General features: G+C 60.2%; 12 protein-coding genes and 6 pseudogenes. 11 read left to right on the top strand and 7 right to left on the bottom strand.

Annotation, left to right across the window (positions count from 1 at the left end; genetic code table 11):
- Positions 1-19 precede the first annotated feature (19 nt).
- Positions 20-1,279 (bottom strand): AMP-binding protein, encoded by a 1,260-nt coding sequence (locus tag ACW4PC_RS00340; protein ID WP_455872485.1) that lies wholly within the window; start codon positions 1,277-1,279, stop codon positions 20-22.
- Positions 1,280-1,590: 311 nt separating this feature from the next.
- Positions 1,591-2,373, bottom strand: coding sequence for a glycoside hydrolase family 16 protein (locus ACW4PC_RS00335; RefSeq protein ID WP_455872484.1), 783 nt, complete (start codon positions 2,371-2,373; stop codon positions 1,591-1,593).
- 217 nt (positions 2,374-2,590) lie between these two features.
- Between ACW4PC_RS00335 and ACW4PC_RS00330 the strand changes: the two genes are divergently transcribed.
- From ACW4PC_RS00330 to ACW4PC_RS00315, 4 genes are all read left to right on the top strand, one after another.
- A complete protein-coding gene (locus ACW4PC_RS00330; RefSeq protein ID WP_455872483.1) occupies positions 2,591-4,024 on the top strand; it encodes a hypothetical protein in 1,434 nt (477 codons plus the stop codon).
- Positions 4,021-5,076: a polysaccharide pyruvyl transferase family protein gene (locus tag ACW4PC_RS00325; RefSeq protein WP_455872482.1), complete on the top strand. Its 1,056-nt coding sequence runs from the start codon at positions 4,021-4,023 to the stop codon at positions 5,074-5,076. Before ACW4PC_RS00330 ends, ACW4PC_RS00325 begins: the two co-directional genes overlap by 4 nt.
- A 448-nt stretch (positions 5,077-5,524) precedes the next feature.
- Positions 5,525-6,232 carry a Crp/Fnr family transcriptional regulator gene (locus ACW4PC_RS00320; protein WP_455872481.1) on the top strand — a complete coding sequence of 236 codons (708 nt, stop codon included), beginning with the start codon at positions 5,525-5,527 and terminating at the stop codon, positions 6,230-6,232.
- 384 nt (positions 6,233-6,616) lie between these two features.
- Positions 6,617-7,405, top strand: a complete 789-nt coding sequence (locus ACW4PC_RS00315; RefSeq protein ID WP_455872480.1) for a DNA-binding response regulator — start codon at positions 6,617-6,619, stop codon at positions 7,403-7,405.
- A 671-nt stretch (positions 7,406-8,076) separates the two neighbouring features.
- Here ACW4PC_RS00315 and ACW4PC_RS00310 read toward each other — a convergent pair.
- Complete coding sequence (locus ACW4PC_RS00310; RefSeq protein WP_455872580.1) at positions 8,077-9,489, bottom strand: efflux transporter outer membrane subunit; 1,413 nt, start codon at positions 9,487-9,489, stop codon at positions 8,077-8,079.
- 600 nt (positions 9,490-10,089) lie between these two features.
- Entirely contained in the window at positions 10,090-10,617 is a 528-nt protein-coding gene (locus tag ACW4PC_RS00305) for a DUF6428 family protein (RefSeq protein ID WP_455872479.1), read from the bottom strand.
- A 42-nt stretch (positions 10,618-10,659) separates the two neighbouring features.
- Here ACW4PC_RS00305 and ACW4PC_RS00300 point away from each other — a divergent pair.
- From ACW4PC_RS00300 to arsK, 7 genes and pseudogenes are all read left to right on the top strand, one after another.
- A pseudogene (locus ACW4PC_RS00300) lies at positions 10,660-11,019 on the top strand (ArsR/SmtB family transcription factor).
- Positions 11,016-11,547, top strand: a pseudogene (locus ACW4PC_RS00295) (arsenate reductase ArsC). Before ACW4PC_RS00300 ends, ACW4PC_RS00295 begins: the two co-directional pseudogenes overlap by 4 nt.
- 2 nt (positions 11,548-11,549) lie before the next feature.
- Positions 11,550-12,247 (top strand): annotated as a pseudogene (locus tag ACW4PC_RS00290) (aquaporin).
- Positions 12,244-12,668 (top strand): annotated as a pseudogene (arsC, locus tag ACW4PC_RS00285) (arsenate reductase (glutaredoxin)). The pseudogenes ACW4PC_RS00290 and arsC overlap by 4 nt, the downstream one beginning before the upstream one ends.
- Positions 12,669-12,808: 140 nt before the next feature.
- Complete coding sequence (locus ACW4PC_RS00280) at positions 12,809-13,114, top strand: NAD(P)H-dependent oxidoreductase (RefSeq protein WP_455872478.1); 306 nt, start codon at positions 12,809-12,811, stop codon at positions 13,112-13,114.
- The gene (locus ACW4PC_RS00275) at positions 13,105-13,344 is read left to right on the top strand and encodes a hypothetical protein (RefSeq protein ID WP_455872477.1); all 240 of its coding nucleotides are present in this window, start codon (positions 13,105-13,107) and stop codon (positions 13,342-13,344) included. The genes ACW4PC_RS00280 and ACW4PC_RS00275 overlap by 10 nt, the downstream gene beginning before the upstream one ends.
- Before the next feature lie 30 nt (positions 13,345-13,374).
- Positions 13,375-14,558: pseudogene (gene arsK, locus ACW4PC_RS00270) on the top strand (arsenite efflux MFS transporter ArsK); the annotation flags it as partial.
- Positions 14,559-14,633: 75 nt separating this feature from the next.
- Here arsK and ACW4PC_RS00265 read toward each other — a convergent pair.
- The 3 genes and pseudogenes from ACW4PC_RS00265 to ACW4PC_RS00255 form a co-directional block, all read right to left on the bottom strand.
- Positions 14,634-15,140 carry a hypothetical protein gene (locus ACW4PC_RS00265; RefSeq protein ID WP_455872579.1) on the bottom strand — a complete coding sequence of 169 codons (507 nt, stop codon included), beginning with the start codon at positions 15,138-15,140 and terminating at the stop codon, positions 14,634-14,636.
- An 83-nt stretch (positions 15,141-15,223) separates the two neighbouring features.
- Positions 15,224-16,536 (bottom strand): annotated as a pseudogene (locus ACW4PC_RS00260) (mechanosensitive ion channel family protein).
- Positions 16,537-17,413: 877 nt separating this feature from the next.
- Positions 17,414-19,393, bottom strand: coding sequence for an acyltransferase family protein (locus ACW4PC_RS00255; protein WP_455872476.1), 1,980 nt, complete (start codon positions 19,391-19,393; stop codon positions 17,414-17,416).
- Between the last annotated feature and the right edge of the window lie 96 nt (positions 19,394-19,489).

The raw sequence follows: 19,489 nt of genomic DNA, 5'->3' as shown, positions 1-19,489 counted from the left end.
CAGTGCGGTCTCTATCTCGTCAAGCTCGATGCGCTTGCCGTTGATCTTGACCTGGCGGTCGCGGCGTCCCTTGAAGCTTCACCGTGCCGTCGGGCTGGAGAAGGGCGATATCGCCGGTCAGATAGCAGCGTTTCGGGCCGGCCTGCGTGGCGACCATGACGAATTTCTCCGCGGTGCGCTCCGGACAACGGAAATAGTCGATCGCCAAGCCGTCGCCGGATATCGCAAGCTGCCCCTCGCGGCCGGGCGGAAGTTCCCGCAATTCCTCGTCCAAAATGCAGATCCCGGTATGGGCGATCGCCTTGCCGATCGGCAGCTCCGCCTGCGCAAAGTCTGGCGGTACGGTGAAGGCCGCTGCAAACACAGTAGTTTCGGTCGGGCCGTAGGCGTTGCTCAGCCGGCAGTCGGGATAGCGCTGGAGGAATTGCCGGGCATGCACCGGAGAGCCCACGTCGCCGCCGAAAAGCACATGGCGCAGCCTCGGCAGATCGCCCCCTGCATAGTCCGCGAAGAGATTGAACAGCCCCGTGGTGAGAAAGGTCATACTGACGCCGGTGTCGCGCATGACCCCTGCAAGGCGCGCCAGGGAGAAATCGGCATCGGGCATGACGGCGATCGTGCATCCGTTCAGCAGCGCGCCCCAGATTTCGAAAGTCGTCGCGTCAAAGGCGATTGTAGCGGCGTGAAGGATGACGTCGTCACGTCTGAAATCGATATAGTTCTGATCGAGGACGACCCGCGCGATACTGCGGTGGGCAATCGTAACGCCCTTCGGCCGGCCCGTGGAACCGGACGTGTACATGATGTAAGCCGGGTCACTGCCAGTGACCTCGATGGCCGGCCGTTTGGCGACGGCGCCGTGCGCGAGCCTTCCGATCACAACGCCTGCATCGATGATTGTGCCGCGCAGGTCGGGGACGGAGTTGGCCCTTCCAGCGGATGCCGCATCGACGAAGACAACCTTGGGGGCGCACTCGGCGGCGACATAGGCGAGATGCTCTTCGGGATAGGCCGGATCGAGCGGTACATAGACGCCGCCGGCCTTCAGGATCGAAAGCATGCAAATGACGGTATTGAGCGCGCGCGGAAGCAGCATGCCCACGACATCGCCCTTTCGGATTCCGAGCTCCGCAAGGCGTCCCGCCAGGGCGTCGGACAATCTGTCGAGCTCATCGTAGGTGAGACGCTCGTCGCCGAAGACAATCGCCGTCGCCTGCGGAGCGATGCGAGCCTGCTGACGTACGATGTCCTGGAGAGAGCGGTCCCGGTCATAAGACACAACAACATCGGCTTCGTTCGTTTCAAGAAACGCCGGATCAGTCACTGATTTGCCCCCAATCATTGCCCTGCAGGAGATCGTCCAATCGAAAGAATGAGGAGACAGGATTTCATGATCGAGGAAAATCGCCAGTTGATCATTGGGATGACTGCAAGTGCACGAAAGTCTTAGAGGGCCGGTTTTCCCATACCCTGTCCCATGTGGCAGGCGCCCGCGCACCCCTGCTAACGCCTTGTGACACATGCGTTTTTTAAGAGTGCGAACGGATAATTGATCGGATGCGGGGGTGAGCCTGCGGTCAGTGCGGAGCGTCACCTGACGCTGTAAGCGCGAATGTAATCCACGAACATACGCGAAGGATCGGGAACGTCCATTTCGCCAGCGTCTTTCGCCAGTCCCAGATTGACAAGGATATACATCGGCTGGCGGTGCTCCGGCTGGGTTTTAGTTTTCCAGACCAGCTTCTCGTCGAAATACATGCGGATGAATTCGGAATCTATTTTCACGCCATATGTATGAAAGTCGGTGGGCCTTGCGTCGCGGAACACCTCGATGCGCGAGAAATCCGAATAATGCCCGCCACCGCGGTGCCAGACATGGACGGTCGAAGAATATCCTTCCGGTTTGTCTCCGTAGAATTCAAGAACATCGATCTCGGCGGTCGATTTCGACCTATCCTTGCCAATCAGCCAGAAAGCTGGCCACACGCCGGGCCCGATGGGCAGCTGGGCGCGCGTCTCGAAATATCCGTAGCACTGCGAAAACCCATTTCCCTTGGGGTCAACGGAGGCAAGCAGCCCGGAACGCCAATCGCCCTGGGCGTTGCGGGCCGCCTCGATGCGCAGAACGCCGTCGGTGACGACAAACGGAAAACCGAGTTCGGGATTGGCAAAACGGGCACCGCCGAAATCGCCGGACCACGGCGTATGAGCGATCCAGCGGGTCCCAGGCCCCCAGGCCGACACGCTGAGATCGTCGAAGTTGTCTTCGAAAGTCAGCTTCATCTCCTCGGTATCGATTTGATCGCCGGTGTCGCCGGGCACGCAGTCTTCGGCATGTGCCAGGCCGGCGCACAGAAGCGCGGCAGCGATCACGATGCCAAGCCGCCGGCCAGACGATCGCGGCCAGCCTGTACGACGAAGACAGGTTTTGGGCGTAAACGTTCTCATGCCGCGGACCGTACCGACGCGCACTTTGGCGGGAAAGGGCTCAATTCGACCGAAGGACTACCGCAAAGGGCTTAAGGCGGACGTAAATACAAGCCGCTTCGGCGCATGATAGCTTTCCCGTTGAGGCAACTGGGTGCGGCGGATGCGGGTCGAATTCATTGGGCTGATGACCATTCTGCTGGGGGCAATTCTGGTGTTCGCCCCGGTCAGGCATTCTTTCACATGGATGATGCTGTCGACTGCATTCGGCGCGGCGGCTGCCATTGCGCTGCCCGGAATGGGCGGAGCGTCAATCCTGGTGCCCAACCTCTTTCTGCTGTTTTTCGTTCTGCGCATCTTCATGGCATTCGGCGAGGGACAGATCTTCGCTGCAGTCTCTCCCTCGCGCGCTGGATTCATCCTGCTGGTATTGACGGTCTTCGGTCTGTTTACGGCATTGTTCTTTCCGCGGTTGTTTCAAGGAATGACGGAAACCATGATCGTCGAGCGGTCAGTCGGCCTGCGAAACATAATCTCGCTCGTGCCGCTGCGTGCCTCGTCGAGCAATATAACGCAGACCGTCTATGCCGTGGGTGGCCTGGTGGCGTTCGCCAGCACCTTTGCCTTCTTCAGGCGCGCTGGCGCGCACGAAGATCTCATCAAAGCCGTGTTGGTCACCGCGACGGTGACATTGAGCTTCGCACTGGCCGACATCGTCACCTATTTCACGCGAACCGAATATCTGCTCGGCTTCGTCAGGACGGCAAACTACGCGCTGCTGACCGCTGCCGAAAAAGGCGGGCTGAAGAGGATTTCGGGGACTTTTCCGGAAGCATCGGCATTTGCTGGCTATACGCTGGTGCTGTTTGCCATCATCGCCAGCCTCTGGCTCGAAGGCGTCCGTGGCCGGGCTATCGGCCCTTTGACGTGGCTTTTGTTCATCGCATTGCTCTTTTCGACATCGGCGACGGGGCTTATCGGTCTTGCGATTATTGTTCCGGTCCTTGTTTTGCGGTCGTTTTTCGGGTCGCCCGCTGACCGATCTCGCCAGCCGGCGCTCTTTATTGCCGGCTCGGTCGCGGCGGCCCCGCTCATCGTGTTTCTTGTCCTGGCGACGCTGCCCGGCCTTTCGGCAGGCGTTGCCGGCTTCTTCGACCAGATGCTGTTTTCCAAAGTCGACAGCCAGTCGGGACAAGAGCGTGCGGAATGGAATGCCGTTGCCTACAAGACGTTCCTCGACACGTTCGGTTTCGGTGCGGGGCTGGGCAGTGCGCGGGCCTCCAGCTTCGTGCTGGTGCTGCTGTCCAATATCGGGGTGCTCGGCGCGTTTTTGTTCGCGCTGTTCATCTGGTCCGTACTGTCGCTGAAGCCGGCTGTTGGATCGTCGCAGCCGAATGAATGCGGTGCGGCAATACGCGCCGCGAAAATGGGGATCCTGGCGGTGCTGGTCACGGCTTCCACATCCGGAACCGTCTATGATCTCGGGCTGATGATCTACATTCTTGCCGGCGCCACGACCGCCCTGACTGCGCCCTATCCGCTCCGCGCGAGGGCCTCTGCCTCTGATACCATGAGCTTACTGGAGAGGCGGTCATGAGCAGGATGCCCTTCAAGGTCGTCGTCTTCAACGTCAAATACAGCGAAAACCTTGGCGACGGCATATTGGCTTTTTGCATTGAGCACGGCCTTTCGCAAACGGGCGGCGGCATCGAGGTGGAGACTGTCGATCTTGCCGGCCGTCGCGGGTTCGGCGGTGCAAGCAGCAGCCGGCGTCGGTATCTGCTCAAGCTGCTTCAAAGGTTGCCAAAGCCCGCGCGGCGGCTGGCTGTCGGGTTCGTCGTCCGGCGCGCGCTCCGCAGACAGCGTGGGGAATGGGAACGCAAGATCGCCGCGGCGGATGCAGTCGTCATCGGGGGCGGCAATCTTTTCCAGGACGACGACCTGAATTTTCCGTTAAAGATCGGAACAGTTCTGGATTGCGTTCGGCGCTTCGACCGCCCGCTTGCGATTTATGCTGTCGGCGTAAGCTCCGATTGGTCAGAGCCAGCCAGGCGACTGTTCGCCCGCATCGGCGGCGTGCGGCTGCTGCATGCCTCGGTGCGCGACAGGTTTGCTTACGATAGCTGGCGCCGTCATTTTCCGGCTGGTCCAGTTCCGGACATCATTCCTGATCCGGGGCTCCTGATCGCCCAGATAGCCGATACAACGCGCGGACCGAGCGCGGGGAAGATGGTCGCCATCTGCGTCACGGAACCGGTCGTACTCACGCGCCATGCCAGCCAGACAGGCCCGATACCGCTTGGGGATGCGGCTGGGTACCGCAAGCTTATAAACGCGCTGATCGAGGACGGGTTCAGCGTCATACTGTTTTGCAACGGCGCCACGGAAGATCACATTTTCGCGAGGACGATCGTGAACGAAGGTTCGATGGTACGTCATCTGACCTCAGGCGTACTCCATCTTGCCGATCGGCCCGCGGACGTAGGGCAGTTGCTGCGGCTGCTGAATGCCGCGGATGCCATCGTTTCCCATCGCCTCCACGCCTGCATCGCCGCCTATTCCCTGCGCATTGCGCATGTCGGACTTAGCTGGGATAAAAAGGTCGAGGGCTTTCCGCTCCGTCGGGCGCGAAGCCTATTTTGTGGATGAAGAGCATGTACTGGTGAGCGAAATTCCCGCTCTTCTAAAAGCCGCGCTCGCCCAAGGTATTGATCAGGAAAGATATAATCTGACGATCGACTGCGCCGAAACGGGAATGCGGCGCTTGCGATTTGCGCTGCGGCCAGGCCTTATCAGCGAATATCCGATGTCGGACGACGTGCGAGGCATTGCGGCCGGCCCTCGTTGAATTCCTCATTGAAAGAACAGATGGTTCCCTGGCTTGCCGATCACAGCAAAGCGGTGTTTCCCGTCGTCCGCAAAAGATTCAATGTATGCGCGTAAAGTCCTGCGGCAGGCTGCAACACCGCACTCCCAAGCAACTTAAGCAATATGGAGTAAGCGACACGGCAAAAGACGCATGATATTGTGTATTTTCCAACCTTAAGATTATACTTTTGTTCAATCAAAGCGGATGTTCGCTTACGGGGTTTGGGGAATGGTAACACTGACCACCGCGGAATATGAGCTTTCGGCAAGTCGTCATCTCAAGCGTCGCGAATTTGCGGGGGGAGCGTACCGCGGTTATCAAGCTGGCGAAACGATCTTCGAGGTCGGAAATCGCCGGGCTCGCATCTTCTATCTGGTCAGCGGCTGGATAATATCCTGGAAGCTGCTTCCAAATGGCACACGCATGGTGTCCGATTTTTCGCTTCCCGGCGATATCGTCTGGACTGCTTCGGCGGAATTGTCGCGCGAGACGATGCAGGCGCTCTCCAACATCCGCATTTACGAACTGCCGGCGCTCGGCGATCGAAAGCCCGAGAGCGCTTCGAACGACCTGCACCGCGCGCTGCTCCTGGAGATGGTGCGCCGTCAAGCCCGGCTGACCGAAAGAATGGCGAATATCGGGCGCCGCGATGCTCTTGCCCGGACGGCGCATCTTCTTCTCGAGCTGGCCGTTCGGCTGGGTGTCTTCCAGCACGAGTCGGCGGACGGTTTTGAGTGTCCGCTGACACAGGCCGAAATCGGTGATGCCGTCGGTCTTTCGACCGTCCATATCAATCGCGTGCTGAAAGATATGCGGCTCAGCGGCCTGCTTGTATTCAAAAGTGGCGTCGTCGAATTCCTCGACAGGAAGAAACTCGAGGAACTTGTCGATTTCGACCCAAGCTACCTGGCGCCGCCGGCGGAGCGCCGGCTTTAAATTCCTGAAATACTTCCAGGTGTTTTGGGGGCTATTCGAAAGAAGAGCCGACAGGGCATCTCTGTGGATAATTCTATAAAATATGAGGATTATTCACAATAATCGTAGCTCTTTGTGGCTAAAGTGATTAGGGGCAATGTTGTTGTGCGGTAAGAAATAAGTTTTAGATGTGATCTTTTATGAGTAGTGGTTAACATATGTTAATGCCGACATTTATAATTAATGCAAGTTTAATGTTGGGCGTTTGGATTTCATACGACTGTAAAAGTACTTTAGATCGAGCCCTTAAGTTTGATCTAATCGTATGATTTGCAAGTAAAGCGTATGTATTTCAAATTGGTCTCTAGTTTTGGCTGCCAATTTTGTTGAGAGTAGGAGTCGGCTATGAACGGGCAACAAATAACCAACGAAAATACTGGTATCGCAAGGGCAACCCGCCTCATTTCCTTGAAGGCGAGGGATCCGGTACGGAGTTTGTCGTCGGCGAATTTCGTCACGACGGAAGAGCATGCGGAGTATCTGCTGCTGATCAATTCGCGGGCGCTTGACCGGGAGTGCTTGTCACGCAGCCTTCGCGAGTATCAACCGGCCTTGAACATCATTTCCGCCAATTCGCTGGAGGACTGGCAGAACCAGCTTATCCAGCATGATCCCGCCGTCATCCTTTTGATGATCGGCGGAAAGAAGATCACGGATGCCGATGTGGGCCAAGCGATCGCGAAATTGACCGAGAAGTTCAAATCCAGCCCTGTCGTCGTGGGGGCGGAAAGCGACGAACTTTCGCAAATCCTCAAAGCGCTGGAATTAGGCGCCCGAGGCTACATACCCACCACTGTTAGTATTGGCGTTGCTGCAGAAGCGATCGGCCTGGCCCAGGCCGGGGGAATTTTCATTCCCGCGAGCAGCATTCTTGCTGCGAGGCACGTGATCAGTGCTGTCAGCAACGGCATGAACTGCACCGATGAACTCTTCACGCCGCGTGAAGCGGTCGTGGCGGAAGCCTTGCTGCGTGGCAAGGCCAACAAGATCATCGCGTATGAAATGAAGCTTCTGCGAAAGTACGGTAAAGGTTCACATCCGCAACATCATGAAAAAGCTGAATGCAACCAACCGGACGGAGGTCGCCTACAAGATCAGGGATTTCATGCATTGATCATGCGTGGTTGCTGCTGAACTCCACGAACTGCTGTGAAGGCTTCGCATGCTTTCGCGGGTAGGGCCGTCTCGAGTGCCACCTGGGTAAGGGGTGGAATGCGCGGTTCTCCCCGAAGGCGCCGAGTTTTGATGCTTGATGGCTAAGAAGGAAGTGGATCTGAGTATCCCCGGCGCCCCTACAAGCGGGGACGCTGTTATTCTTCATAAGACTGAAGACTGCTCGATATCTTGGGGGCCGAAAAAGCCGGGCTCGCTTCAGCAATGAAGCGAGCCCTTCCGCAAGGAGCTTTTTCGCGGTCATTAGCCCGCGAGTATTAGCTGCCGCATTTGGAATTGGCTCTACTCGGTACTGCCCCCGATCCCGAGGCAAGGATGCCATACTACTGCACGAAATCAACTAATCCCTTTGGGTGATAACCGGGCGGGCCGGTTCTTGTCTTCTTCCGGCACAGAAAGCGCGTTTGCGCGATCGTCATAGAGCGTATCGGGCGTAGGGCCGGCTTATCCGTTTGTAGAAATGTTCAAGACCGGGAATTCGTGGTCTGATGCTTGAGAGCGGTATCATCCTTGCGAGACCGTCTCGTTACTCCTCCGATGAAGAGAGAAGGGCTCGTCAATAGGCAGGACGGGTCCTTTTCCTTGACCGCGAGCGGTCGCGCCGCATTTCTTTTCATCGTGATTCGGCTTTATCAGCCCTTTGTGGGTCCCTTTGCCACGGTGGCGGAGACAGAGTTGACCTTGCCGCCCGGGGCATAGCCGCCGCCGATGGCGACGTTGAGGGAGACGTAGTCCCTGGCCATCTGCTGCACGGACGCCGCCAGGCTTGCCTGGGCCAGCGACACCTGGCGCTGGGCGTCGAGCACGTCGAGCAGCGAGGAGGCGCCGTCCTTGTAGCTTGCCGTCGACAGTTCCAGCAATTCCTGCGTCGTCTTGACCTGGGCGCGCAGCGCTTCCACCGTCTGGGCGTCGCGGCGCACCGCCGACAGCGCGTTCTCCACCTCCTCGACGGCGTTGAGCACCGCTGCCTTCCAGGCGAGATAGGCGGTCTTGGCGTCCGACTTGGCAATGTCGACATTGGCGCGCAGGCGGCCGCCGTCGAAGATCGGCAGGTTGAGCGTCGGGCCGAAGGACCAGGTGGTCAGGCCGCCGCCGCTGCCACCGGCCGGGTTGACCCAGGTCGGCGAGATCGAGCCGGACAGCGCGATCGACGGATAAAGCTGCGATTGGGCGACGCCGATATTGGCGGTCGCCGCTGCCAGATTGCGCTCGGCCACGCGGATGTCGGGACGGTTGCGGATCAGGTCGGCCGGGACGCCGGAGATGATGCCGGCACGGTAGACCGGCTGGGCGGCCCCCTTCTGCAGTTCGGCCATCAGCGAGGAGGCCGGCAGGCCGAGCAGCGTGGCGATGTGATGCGCCGAGACGCGGAAGTTGGTTTCCAGACCGGGGATTTCGGCCTGCGTCGACTGCACCAGGCCCTCGGCCTGGACGACGTCGAGCCTGGAGGCGGCCCCGGCTTCCAGCTGGAACTTGGTGAGGTCGTAGGTCTCCCGGCGCGATTGCAGGTTGGCCTTCGACAGCGCAATGCGCTCCTGGTAGAAGCGGGCGTCGATATAGGTCGAGACGAGATCCTGCAGGAAGGCAAGCCGGGCTACGTCGGCGCTGGCATAGGCCGAATCGAGCGAGGCAAGCGCGCTTTCCTTGGAGCGGCGGTACTGGCCGAAGAGATCGAGCAGCCAGGAGACATTGGCCTCGCCGCCGGAGGTGTTGAGAGCACCCACCCGGGTGCGCTCCGAGCCCATCTGGCCCGAGACCGTGTGCGAGGCGCCGACCACCAGGCTCGGCAGCGAACCGGCCCCGGCGACCGTCACATTCGAGGACGCCGAATTGATGCGCTCCATCGCCTGCAGCACGTCGAGGTTCTGGTCGATGCCGCGCGCCACCAGGCTGTCGAGCTGCTTGTCGCGATAGGCCGACCACCAGGCCACCGTCGCAACATCACCGATATTCTTGGTGCTGCCCTCACCGAATTTCGCCGGCAGCGGCATCTCCGGAGGCGTGTGGTCCGGTCCGCTCACGCAGCCCGCCAGCAAAGACGCGATTACGAAATACGCTGCGCTACGAGCAGTGCTGTTCGCCCCCTCAACCTGCCGACCTCCTTGGTTTTGCCAAAAGTACGCTGGACGTGGTTAATGAAGCGTTGCATCTGCGCGCTCGGTTCGACCTGCGGCCGGAATGCGCCGATGCGGAGGGCTTGGTCTGGGGCCGGGGCAACCATCTAAAGCTCACGTCTGGCGGGTAGACCCGCCGACGGGGTGCGCGGAGAGGCCGGCGCAAAAACCGGTGCGACGGAAACGAAAAGCGTCGTTCGGGTCGACACAGGCGCTCGTCGGCGCCTGGAGGCAGGACGAGGCATTGGTGCAAGGCATCAGGCGAGAGGTCTTGCCCGCCGTCCTGGCTGCTTGAGGACGGGAGCTTTGCCGCGACGAATCTCTGCGTCGGCCCGGGTGGCGGTTCAAAGATCGGATATATGGCGACGCCCACAGCAAGGCTGACGGAAACGCACGTTACAATGTAAAACAGTACAAACCTCATGGCACGTATAACGGCAGTGTCCCGACGACATATCAACCTGCCCAATATGATTAGGAAGGGCCGGAGATAACTGTCGCTGATGTGGGCCGTTGGCTTTTCAGTGCCTTCTAGGCGCAGCAGGTATCTTTGCCATGCGTGGGCCCGCAGCAGGCTTCAGTCTTTCGTGCTTCCTCTTTGAGCCAGCGGTCGCGCGGCTTGCAGCTTGCCGGGCGAGGCTGCAAGTTGCGACGTGCACCGATGCCACCCACAAGGGCCGGCATGGCCGCGCAATAAAGCTGCATTGGCCGCACGCCGTCGCTGACTTCGAATGTCAGCCTTGCAGAACCGTCAAGCTTCACATGCTCGGTCACCTTGCGGATGATTGCATGGAATTTTCCAGCCGGCATATGCGTGCGGTCGTCCTCGTCGATGTCCCATAGCTGGATGAAAATCTCTCGCCATGCTTCCGGGTTGGCGCCGCAGTCGAGCGCTGCGAACTCACCGGCCTTGACTTCGGTGACGTGGTAGCCCGGTTTCACCGGTCGGCCGTCGTAATGGAAAACCAAGGGCAAATCCTTGGCGCCTGCCAGGAAGTCGAGAAGCAGGCCGAGGCTGATGTCGCGGTCCTGCATTTTGCTGTTGTCGATCGCGTTCATTTGCATTAATCCTAATTTCAACGGTTCAAGGATTATTGAAATATGGATCAACGTCAAGCGCTGAGCGCCTTCGCCGCGCTCGCCCAGGAAACCCGCCTGCAGATCGTCCGCATGCTGGTGGTCGCGGGTCCAGACGGCATGGCCGCCGGCATGGTTGCGGAGAAGACGGCCGTCTCGCCGTCGAACTATCTCCTTCCATCTGAAGGAGCTCGAACGATCCGGCCTCATCAGCCAGAAGCGCGAATCCCGCTCGATCATCTACACCGCCAATTACGAATGCGCTGGGCGGTCTGCATCCGCTTCCTGATGGAAGACTGCTGCGCCGGGAACCCTGAAATCTGCGCACCTGTGGCGGCGGTCGTCGCATGCTGCGCGCCTAAAGTGGAGGAGAAACTGCAATGACTGCCGACCGTGTCTACCATGTGCTGTTCCTGTGCACCGGCAATTCCGCCCGCTCGATCCTGGCGGAGTCCATTCTCAACGCCGAAGGCAAGGGCCGCTTCCGGGCGTTTTCGGCAGGGAGCCAACCCAAGGGTAAGGTCAATCCCTATGCGCTGAAGGAGCTTGCAGGCGCTGGGCTATCCTTCGACCGGCTTCAGCTCGAAGAGCTGGGACGTGTTTGCCGAGGCGGGCGCGCCGGAAATGGATTTCATCTTCACGGTCTGCGACAGCGCCGCGGGCGAAGCCTGCCCGGTCTGGATCGGCCATCCGATGACTGCCCACTGGGGCGTCGAGGATCCGGCCGCTGTCGAGGGCAGCGAAGTCGAGAAGGGCCGGGCTTTCGCGCAGGCCGCACGGTTCCTGAAGAACCGGATCATGGCTTTCCTGAGCCTGCCTTTGTCGTCGATCGACAAGCTCGCTCTGGAGCAGCACCTGCGCCAGATCGGCGCCATGGAAGGTTCGACGAGCAAGCCGGTGAAGGCAGGATAACGATGATGTTCGATCTGCCGCGCCGCCTGGTGTCCGAGGGCCTAGGCACAGCCACTTCTCGTCGCGACCGTGGTCGGGTCGGGCATCATGGCGACATCGCTGACGCAGGATGTGGGACTGGCGCTGCTCGGCAACACGCTGGCGACCGGCGCGATCCTGGTGGTGCTGATCACCATCCTCGCGCCGGTTTCCGGCAGCCCACTTCAATCCGGCGGTCTCGCTGGTCTTCGCGATATCGCGCGTAGCTGCCGAAGCGCGATTTCTTCTGCTACGTCCTGGCCCAGGTTGCTGGCGGCACCATCGGGACGATCGCGGCCCATCTGATGTTCGATCTTCCGCTCGTCCAGCTGTCGACAAAGGTGCGCACCGGCGGCGGCAGTGGTTTTCCGAAGGCGTCGCGACCTTCGGCCTGCGTGGCGGTGATCCTCGCCGGCATCCGCTTCGAGCAGAAGGCGGTGCCATGGCTGGTCGGGGCTCTATATCACCGCCGCCTACTGGTTCACCGCTTCGACTTCCTTCGCCAATCCGGCCGTCGCCTTCGCCCGCTCGCTGACCGACACCTTCTCCGGCATCCGTCCGGTCGATCTTCCGGGCTTCTGGGTCGCCGAAATCGCCGGCGCGGTCGCGGCGCTCTTTCCTGTTCACCTGGCTGCTGCAGCCGGGTGCATCGTCAACCCTTTCACCTGAGGCAAAGCTATGAACGCCACCATCTACCACAATCCAGGCTTGCGGCACGTCGCGCAACACGCTGGCGATGATCCGCAATGCCGGGATCGAGCCGACGATCATCGAGTATCTGAAGACCCCGCCGTCGCGCGCGGAGCTGGTCAAGATGATCGCCGACGCCGGCCTGACGGTGCGCGCAGGCCATCCGCGAGAAGGGTACGCCCTACGCGGAGCTCGGGCTCGATGACGCGGCCCTGACCGACGATCAGCTTCTCGACGCGATGTTGAAAGATCCGATCCTCATCAACCGGCCCTTCGTCGTGACGCCGCTCGGCACGCGGCTGGCGCGCCCATCCGAGGCGGTTCTCGATATCCTGCCGGACACCCATAAGGGCGCCTTCGCCAAGGAAGACGGCGAAAGGTGTCTCGATGCGGAAGGCAGGCGTATTGTCTGATCTTCCGGCAGCCTCCCGCGATGCATCTGCGGCCGCTCGATCTGGCGGGCGCTGCAGGCCGCCATTCTCGACGCATAAGCCCCGTATCCTGATCCTCTACGGTTCGCTGCGCGCGGTCTCCTACAGCCGGCTGCTCGCCCATGAGGCCGCGCGGCCTGCTCGAGCACTTCGGCTGCGACGTGCGGATCTTCAATCCGGAGGGATTGCCGCTTCCTGATGCGGAGCCGGTCGAGCCATCCGAAGGTCCAGGAACTGCGCGAACTTTCGGCAGTGGTCGGAAGGGCCAGGTCTGGGTCAGCCCGGAGCGCCATGGCGCCATGACCGGCATCATGAAGGCGCAGATCGACTGGATTCCGCTTTCCGTCGGCTCGGTGCGTGCCGACGCAGGGCAAGACGCTTGCCGTCATGCAGGTGTCGGGCGGCTCGCAGTCCTTCAATGCCGTTAAGCCAGCTGCGCATGCTCGGCCGCTGGATGCGCATGATCACGATTCCCAACCAGTCGTCAGTCGCCAAGGCTTTTCAGGAGTTCGACGCGGACGGCCGCATGAGATCCTCGTCCTACTACGACCGGGTGGTCGACGTCTGCGAGGAACTGGTGAAATTCACGCTGGCTTACCCGCGACGCCTCCGCCTATCTCACCGATCGCTACAGCGAGCGCAAGGAAGAGGCCGATAAGCTCGAACAGCGCGTGAGCCTGAAATCCATATGACCGAACCTGCGCCGATTGCTGCCATTATCGCCCTTGGCATCACGCAGATCATCGGCTACGGCACGCTCTATTACAGCTTCAGCATCCTCGCCCCCGATATGTCGCGGGATCTCGGATGGTCGTCCGAAGCTGTCTTCGGCGCATTGTCCGCGGCTCTCCTGATCGGCGGCCTTATGGCACCTGCGCTCGGCAAATGGATCGACCGCTTCGGCGCCGGACGGATCGTGACGGCGGGATCGGCGATCGCGGCGGCGGCACTTGTCGCCTGCGCGCTGGCGCCCGGCAGGATTTCCTTTGTGGCGGCGCTGATCGGCATCGAGGCGGCGTCGAACCTGAGTTCAATATGGCGCGGCCTTCGCGCTGCTCGTGCAGATCCGGCCGCAGGCGGCACAACGGAGCATCACCTACCTGACGCTCATCGGCGGGTTTGCCTCGACGATCTTCTGGCCGATCACGACAATGCTGCACGCTGAGATGTCGTGGCAGCAGGTCTATCTGGTATTCGCGGGCCTCAACCTCATCATCTGCCTGCCTATCCATGCCGTGCTCTCGCGGCAGATGCGCCGAAACCGGGAGCGAAGCGGCAAGGCTTCGCCGGCGAGACGCGTGGAAGGAGCGCTTGCCGCATCGGCGCGCAGGATGGGTTTCGTTCTGATGGCGCTTTCCTTCTCCCTCCAGTCGCTGGTGAGCTCGGCACATCCTCGTTCACATGGTGCCGCTGCTTTCCGGCCTCGGGCTCGGCGCGACAGCGGCGCTGGTCGGGACGTTCTTCGGCCCCTCGCAGGTGCTCAGCAGGTTGACGAACATGCTCTTCGGCGTGAACCTGCCGCCGCTCAAGCTTGCCATCATCGCGGCCACGCTTATGTCGGCAGCGGTATTCCTGCTCATCCCGACCGCGCCTTCCGTTGCCGGCGCCATCGCATTCGCAGTCGTCTTCGGCCTGGGAAACGGCCTTTTCAGCATCGTCACGGGAACGCTTCCGCTGTTGCTTTTCGGAAGCGACGGCTATGGAAAGATGCAGGGCCGGGTGATGGCGGCGCGGCTGATCGTGTCGGCGGTCGCACCCTTTGCGCTGGCCTACCTGATCGGGAGCATCGGCGTCGTCTGGTCGCTGGGGTTGACATCGGCGGCAGGCGTCCTTGCCGTGCTGGTTCTGGTAGCCATCGGGCAGCTCGCCAGGAACGGATCGGCCTCGGAAGCGGCCGCGACGCAGGACGAGCAACTGACGAAGCCGGCTGGACAGACTAGCGCAAGTTCACTGACGCATAAGATCGATGTTGCTGGTGACGACCGACCCTCCGGTTGCATGGTCGCGATCGACCGTGCGCAGGCGCAAGCCATCCGCCCCGACCTTCTCGATGGTCATGGTAGCGTTCCGGTCGCCGTTCACGGGGCGGGCCCAGCGTACGGAAAGATTGATGGCGTTTCCGCGGCGGCTTCCAGAAAGCGCAGACGGCAGGCCCATCGGTCCGACATAGGTCCCGGTATAGCGCCCGCCGCTGACCCTCAGATTTGCCGAAACGGCGCGGCGCACGACGACAAAGCCCCGGCAGCTGCCGTTCATGGAGAAGTTGGCTCGGCCCGCCGTCGTTGCGAAGCTGCACCGCACGTTGACCGGATCGCTGCCGATCCGCATCAGCACCTGGCCTGCGCCTTGCCAGTTTCCGGCAAGCGACTGGAGGAAATTGGCTTCCTGAGCGACTGCCGCAAGCGGCTGGGAGCCGGCGAGTGCGAGGGAGAGCAAATAAACGGCGCGGCGCATGGCGATGACCTCGTGAACGGATATTGCCGAACGTCTTTGAGGCAATTCAGTTCCCGGATTTGCGGCTGCCGGAAGCGCAATCATCATCTGGCCGTTGCCGAGGAGAGTGCGCGGGCAAGCTCGACAGGTGTCTTCATGATGATTTCGCGATGCGGGAACGGGATCGAAATGCCGGCTGCCTTGAATGCATCCCATAATGCCCATGAGTACTTCACCGCGTACGTTGGTAAGGCCGTTGCTCGGGTCGGAGATCCAGAATCTCAGCTTGAAATCGACCGATGATGCCCCGAAGGCCGTCATCCAGCAGACCGGCTGGGCGTAGGTGCCGGCAACCCGCGGAATGGTCTTGGCCGCCTCGATCGCGATGCGGGCGACCTCGTGCGGATCGCTGTCATAAGAGGTTCCGAAATCCACCTCGATGCGGACATAATCGCTGGAAAACGACCAGTTGACGACTTGCTGGGAAATGAAGTCTTCGTTTGGAATGAGGTACTCCTTGCCATCTCTGGTGATGACGGAGACGAAGCGGGAGCGCAGGTCGCGGATGGAGCCGAAGGTCTCCCCCAGCGTGATCGTGTCGCCCGGTTTGATGGATTTATCGAGCAGGATGATGATTCCGGATATGAAGTTGGAGACGACCTTCTGCAGGCCGAAACCAATGCCGACGCCGACAGCACCTGAAAAAACCGTGAGCGCCGTCAGGTCAATGCCTGTCGCAGACAAGGCAATCGTGCCCGCAAAGACAATGAGCCCAATTTTGATCAGTTTGCTGATGAGAACCTTCAAGGAGGGCGTGAGATCCGCGGACTTCTGGATCCAGTTCGACGACATGTTGCCGATCAGAACCGCAAGCCATATCAGCGCAACGGAAAGGACGATGGCCTTTAAGACGAGCAGCATTGAAAGGCGAACGGCGCCGAGATTGACGGCTATACCATCGAGTGCCGCCAGAAGCGCGCGATCCAGCCCAAGCGCGTAAAGTGCAAAGTAGAGCCAGCCGGCGGCGGCAACGACACGCGCCAGCATCTGCGTTTCGGATGATGCGCGTGAGTACCGAGATGACGAACCACGCCACCACGAGAGTGAGGGCTGTTGCTACCAGCCACCGGTGCGATGGCCACGCAAATCGCAACAGCACCACATCCGCAATCGCCAGCAGCACAATCAGAAAGAGCCAGCGTGTTCGCCGCATGAATGCGATGATGACGCGAAGTAGATCCGGATTTCCCTTGATGGTGCGGGCGCGCGATTCCAATGCCGGCTCGATCCGTTTTGCCAGCAAGCCGGAAAGCAGGTAACCGGCGACAATCAGGGCGCACTGATAAAGCGTCCACTCATTGAGAAGGAAAGTCTGCAGCCAGGATCCGGCAGCGTTGACCGCCTCTAGGAAATCCATCGTGGTTCTCTCGCGATTTTGTAGAATAACCAGCGGGAGCGGGGTTTTGTTCAAATGCGAGTGTCGAGGCAGTTTGTTCGCCTGAAGCGGGCACGCGGGTGGGGTTCCTCTGCGGCCGAACCCAGCAGATAAAATCGACCGGCCGCGGATGGGCGATCGTTTGATGGGGTCCAATCCTAGGCTTCGGTTTCAAGCAATTTTGCCTCACGCCGTCGCCACTTTATAGGTTTGCTTTCATATCCTATTTCAAGGCCGGCGATGACGAGCCGTCTTCAAAAACCTTCCCCGCCATTTGTCGCCGATTGGGCGATATTCTGCTCGAGGAGGTGCCCAATTTTCGCGATTGCTGCACCTAGAAGCGATGGGCAAACCTCCTGCTCGGTTCTCCCTCCAATCGCAGCAACATCTCGGGTCTCGAGAGACGCCCGTCGGAGGTGAACGGCTTTCCACGGTTGATCGCTTCAGCAATGAGAAATCTATAGAGCGCAGCCCGTAACCTGCGCGCTTTTACGTGGAATCGGTGTCGCTCCTGGTGCGGGCATCCCACGCGGTTAGTGGGGCCGCGTTGCGCCCAGACTCTGTCCGTCTTGGCTTTGATGAGTTTCACTCGACCGTTGGGGTTCGCTGATCCGTTCCAGGCTCTTGTTGAGAAGCTGTTCGTATTCCTCCGGTGAAAAGCCCGGGCGGCGCGTGTCGGATTTCTTCCGTGCTTTGACTGTGGAGTGATGATTTACGGAGCATGCGGAAGATGCGCATGGCCGATGAGTACGATACGGCCCAGAGACAAAAACAAGACCTTGAGACGAGGTTGTGTTCTATCTCGGGTGAGAAAATCGACGGAATGCTAGAGGTCTTCGGTAAGAAGGCCCAGGCTTACCTAAGAGGGCTTCTGAGAAACTGGAGGAGCCTTCGCCCTCGATTGGAGCCGCTCGCGGGTGACGAATGCCGGCGCGAACATTGCGCTGACGGACAGCGCCTTGGACGTGCTTGGATGATTGTCGTCGACGAAAGCCGGAATTCCCTGGTTTTGGACGGGGCAGGTTTCATCATTGCAAAAGAATGGCGTGGCATCGATCAGCGTCACCTTCGCGAAGTTGGGCCTCGAAAACAGCCGCCTGACGATTTTCTGCCGCTCCTCGAACACATCCCTCGACACACCCGAAGGCAGCGGCTGGCCCAGCCGATGCCGGACCAAGACGGTCTGCGGTACGTATAACGGCTGCTCCGGAACGAAGCCGACAACGACGATCCGCTTCTGGTCGAGGTGAGCGAACTGATCTGAAAGAGCCGCGGCAAGCCTGGAAAGCTTCGCTTCGTCGTCGGGATGCGTCATCGACGGCGGTACCAGGATGGGAGCGCCATAGCGATAGCCGCTGGCGATGTTTGCCCAGCGCGCGATGATGACGACGGTATGAATGGTTTCCGTTCGCTTCAGCAGTTGTTCGGCTTCCACCAGAAACCGCTGGCAGCTGCTGGAATTGCTTCTCGACCAGATGATCGGTCTGCAGCCTTCTTTCGTCAGGATCATGACACTCTGCCCGGCCTGCTCGGCGGCCGCGACGACACCCGGAGCGAGCGCATCTGCGATGCTGTCGCCCATCAGCGCCACGCCGGGCACCTTGTCGGCGCCGAGAACGCAGGGCGTGCCAGCCCTCAGGCGTTCGAGCGAAGGGGTGTCACATGCACGACGGTCGGGATTGGTGTCGCGCGCACCCGACGCCATGCGTCGTTCGACGCCGGAAAACCGCCCGGGCATGCCGCCCAATTGTTCGGTGACGACCCACAGGCCGATGCAGGTTGCAACGGTCGCTGAGACCAACTTTGCGGCAGTACGGAAGCTGACGTCGGATCGCCGAGCAGGGTTCTCGATGAACCGCCAGGCGGCGTAACTGACAGCAAAGGTGAGAGGCAAGAGGGCGAGCCCTTCACCGGACGTGAGCGCTTGTCCTTTTATGATTCTGGCAAAGTAGAGAACAGGCCAATGCCATAGATAGAGCGAATAGGACAGTTTTCCGATGAACGCGAGCGGGGTAAAAGCCAGGGCCGTTGAGACAAAACTTCGTCCGGACCGCGCCGAATGCAGGATCAGGAAAGCTCCGAGACAGGGAAGAAGTGCCGTCTCGCCCGGGAACGTCGTGTTTTCTCCATAGAAGAGAACAGGAATTGCGATGAGAGCGAGCCCGGCGGCCGACGCTGCTTGACGCCTACGGTCGTCCCGAATGGCGCCAAAGGTTCCTGTCGCCAGCAGGCTTCCGACCAGCAGCTCCCAGAAGCGGCCGAACGGAAGATAATAGGCGGCCGTCGGCCAATGCCGGACCATGACGACGGCAATTGCGAACGAGATGACCATCGGAAGGGAGACGATCCGCTGCCATGACCAGCTGGTTCGGGAGCGGGCAATGAACAAATAGAGCGGCAGGAAAAGATAGAACTGTTCCTCGACACCGAGAGACCAAGTGTGCAGCATCGGCCGCCAGGCGGTGCCCTCGTCAAAATACCCGGCCGCCCTGGCGAAACTGAAATTGGAGATCGACAGGCTGGCCTCGCCGATGCTCCGCATCAGCCGCTCGAAGGCTGGAGGCGTGAGAAGTGCGGCACCGACCAAGGCTGTTACGAACATCATCGCGAAAAGAGCAGGCAAAATGCGCTTTGCTCGGCGAAGGTAGAAATCGGCCGCGGAGAACGTCTGTTCCTTCATCTGGCCGATGATGATCGCCGTGATCAGATATCCCGAGATAACGAAGAAGACATCGACGCCGACGAAGCCGCCCGGCAGAAAGGAAACTCCTGAATGAAAAAGGATCACCGATAGGACGGCGATGGCTCTGAGGCCATCAATTTCTGCGCGGTATTTCATCGGTCAATCCTGCAAAACTCAGCCGACATAACTGAAAAGTCGCCGCAATCAATCATGCCAATTCCCTGAAAATTGTGGAAAAGGCGCCGCAGAGTT

The sequence above is a fragment of the Rhizobium yanglingense genome, from assembly GCF_977109285.1.
The sequence above is the reverse complement of the archived record's forward strand: the minus strand, read 5'-3'. Positions and strand labels throughout refer to the sequence as shown.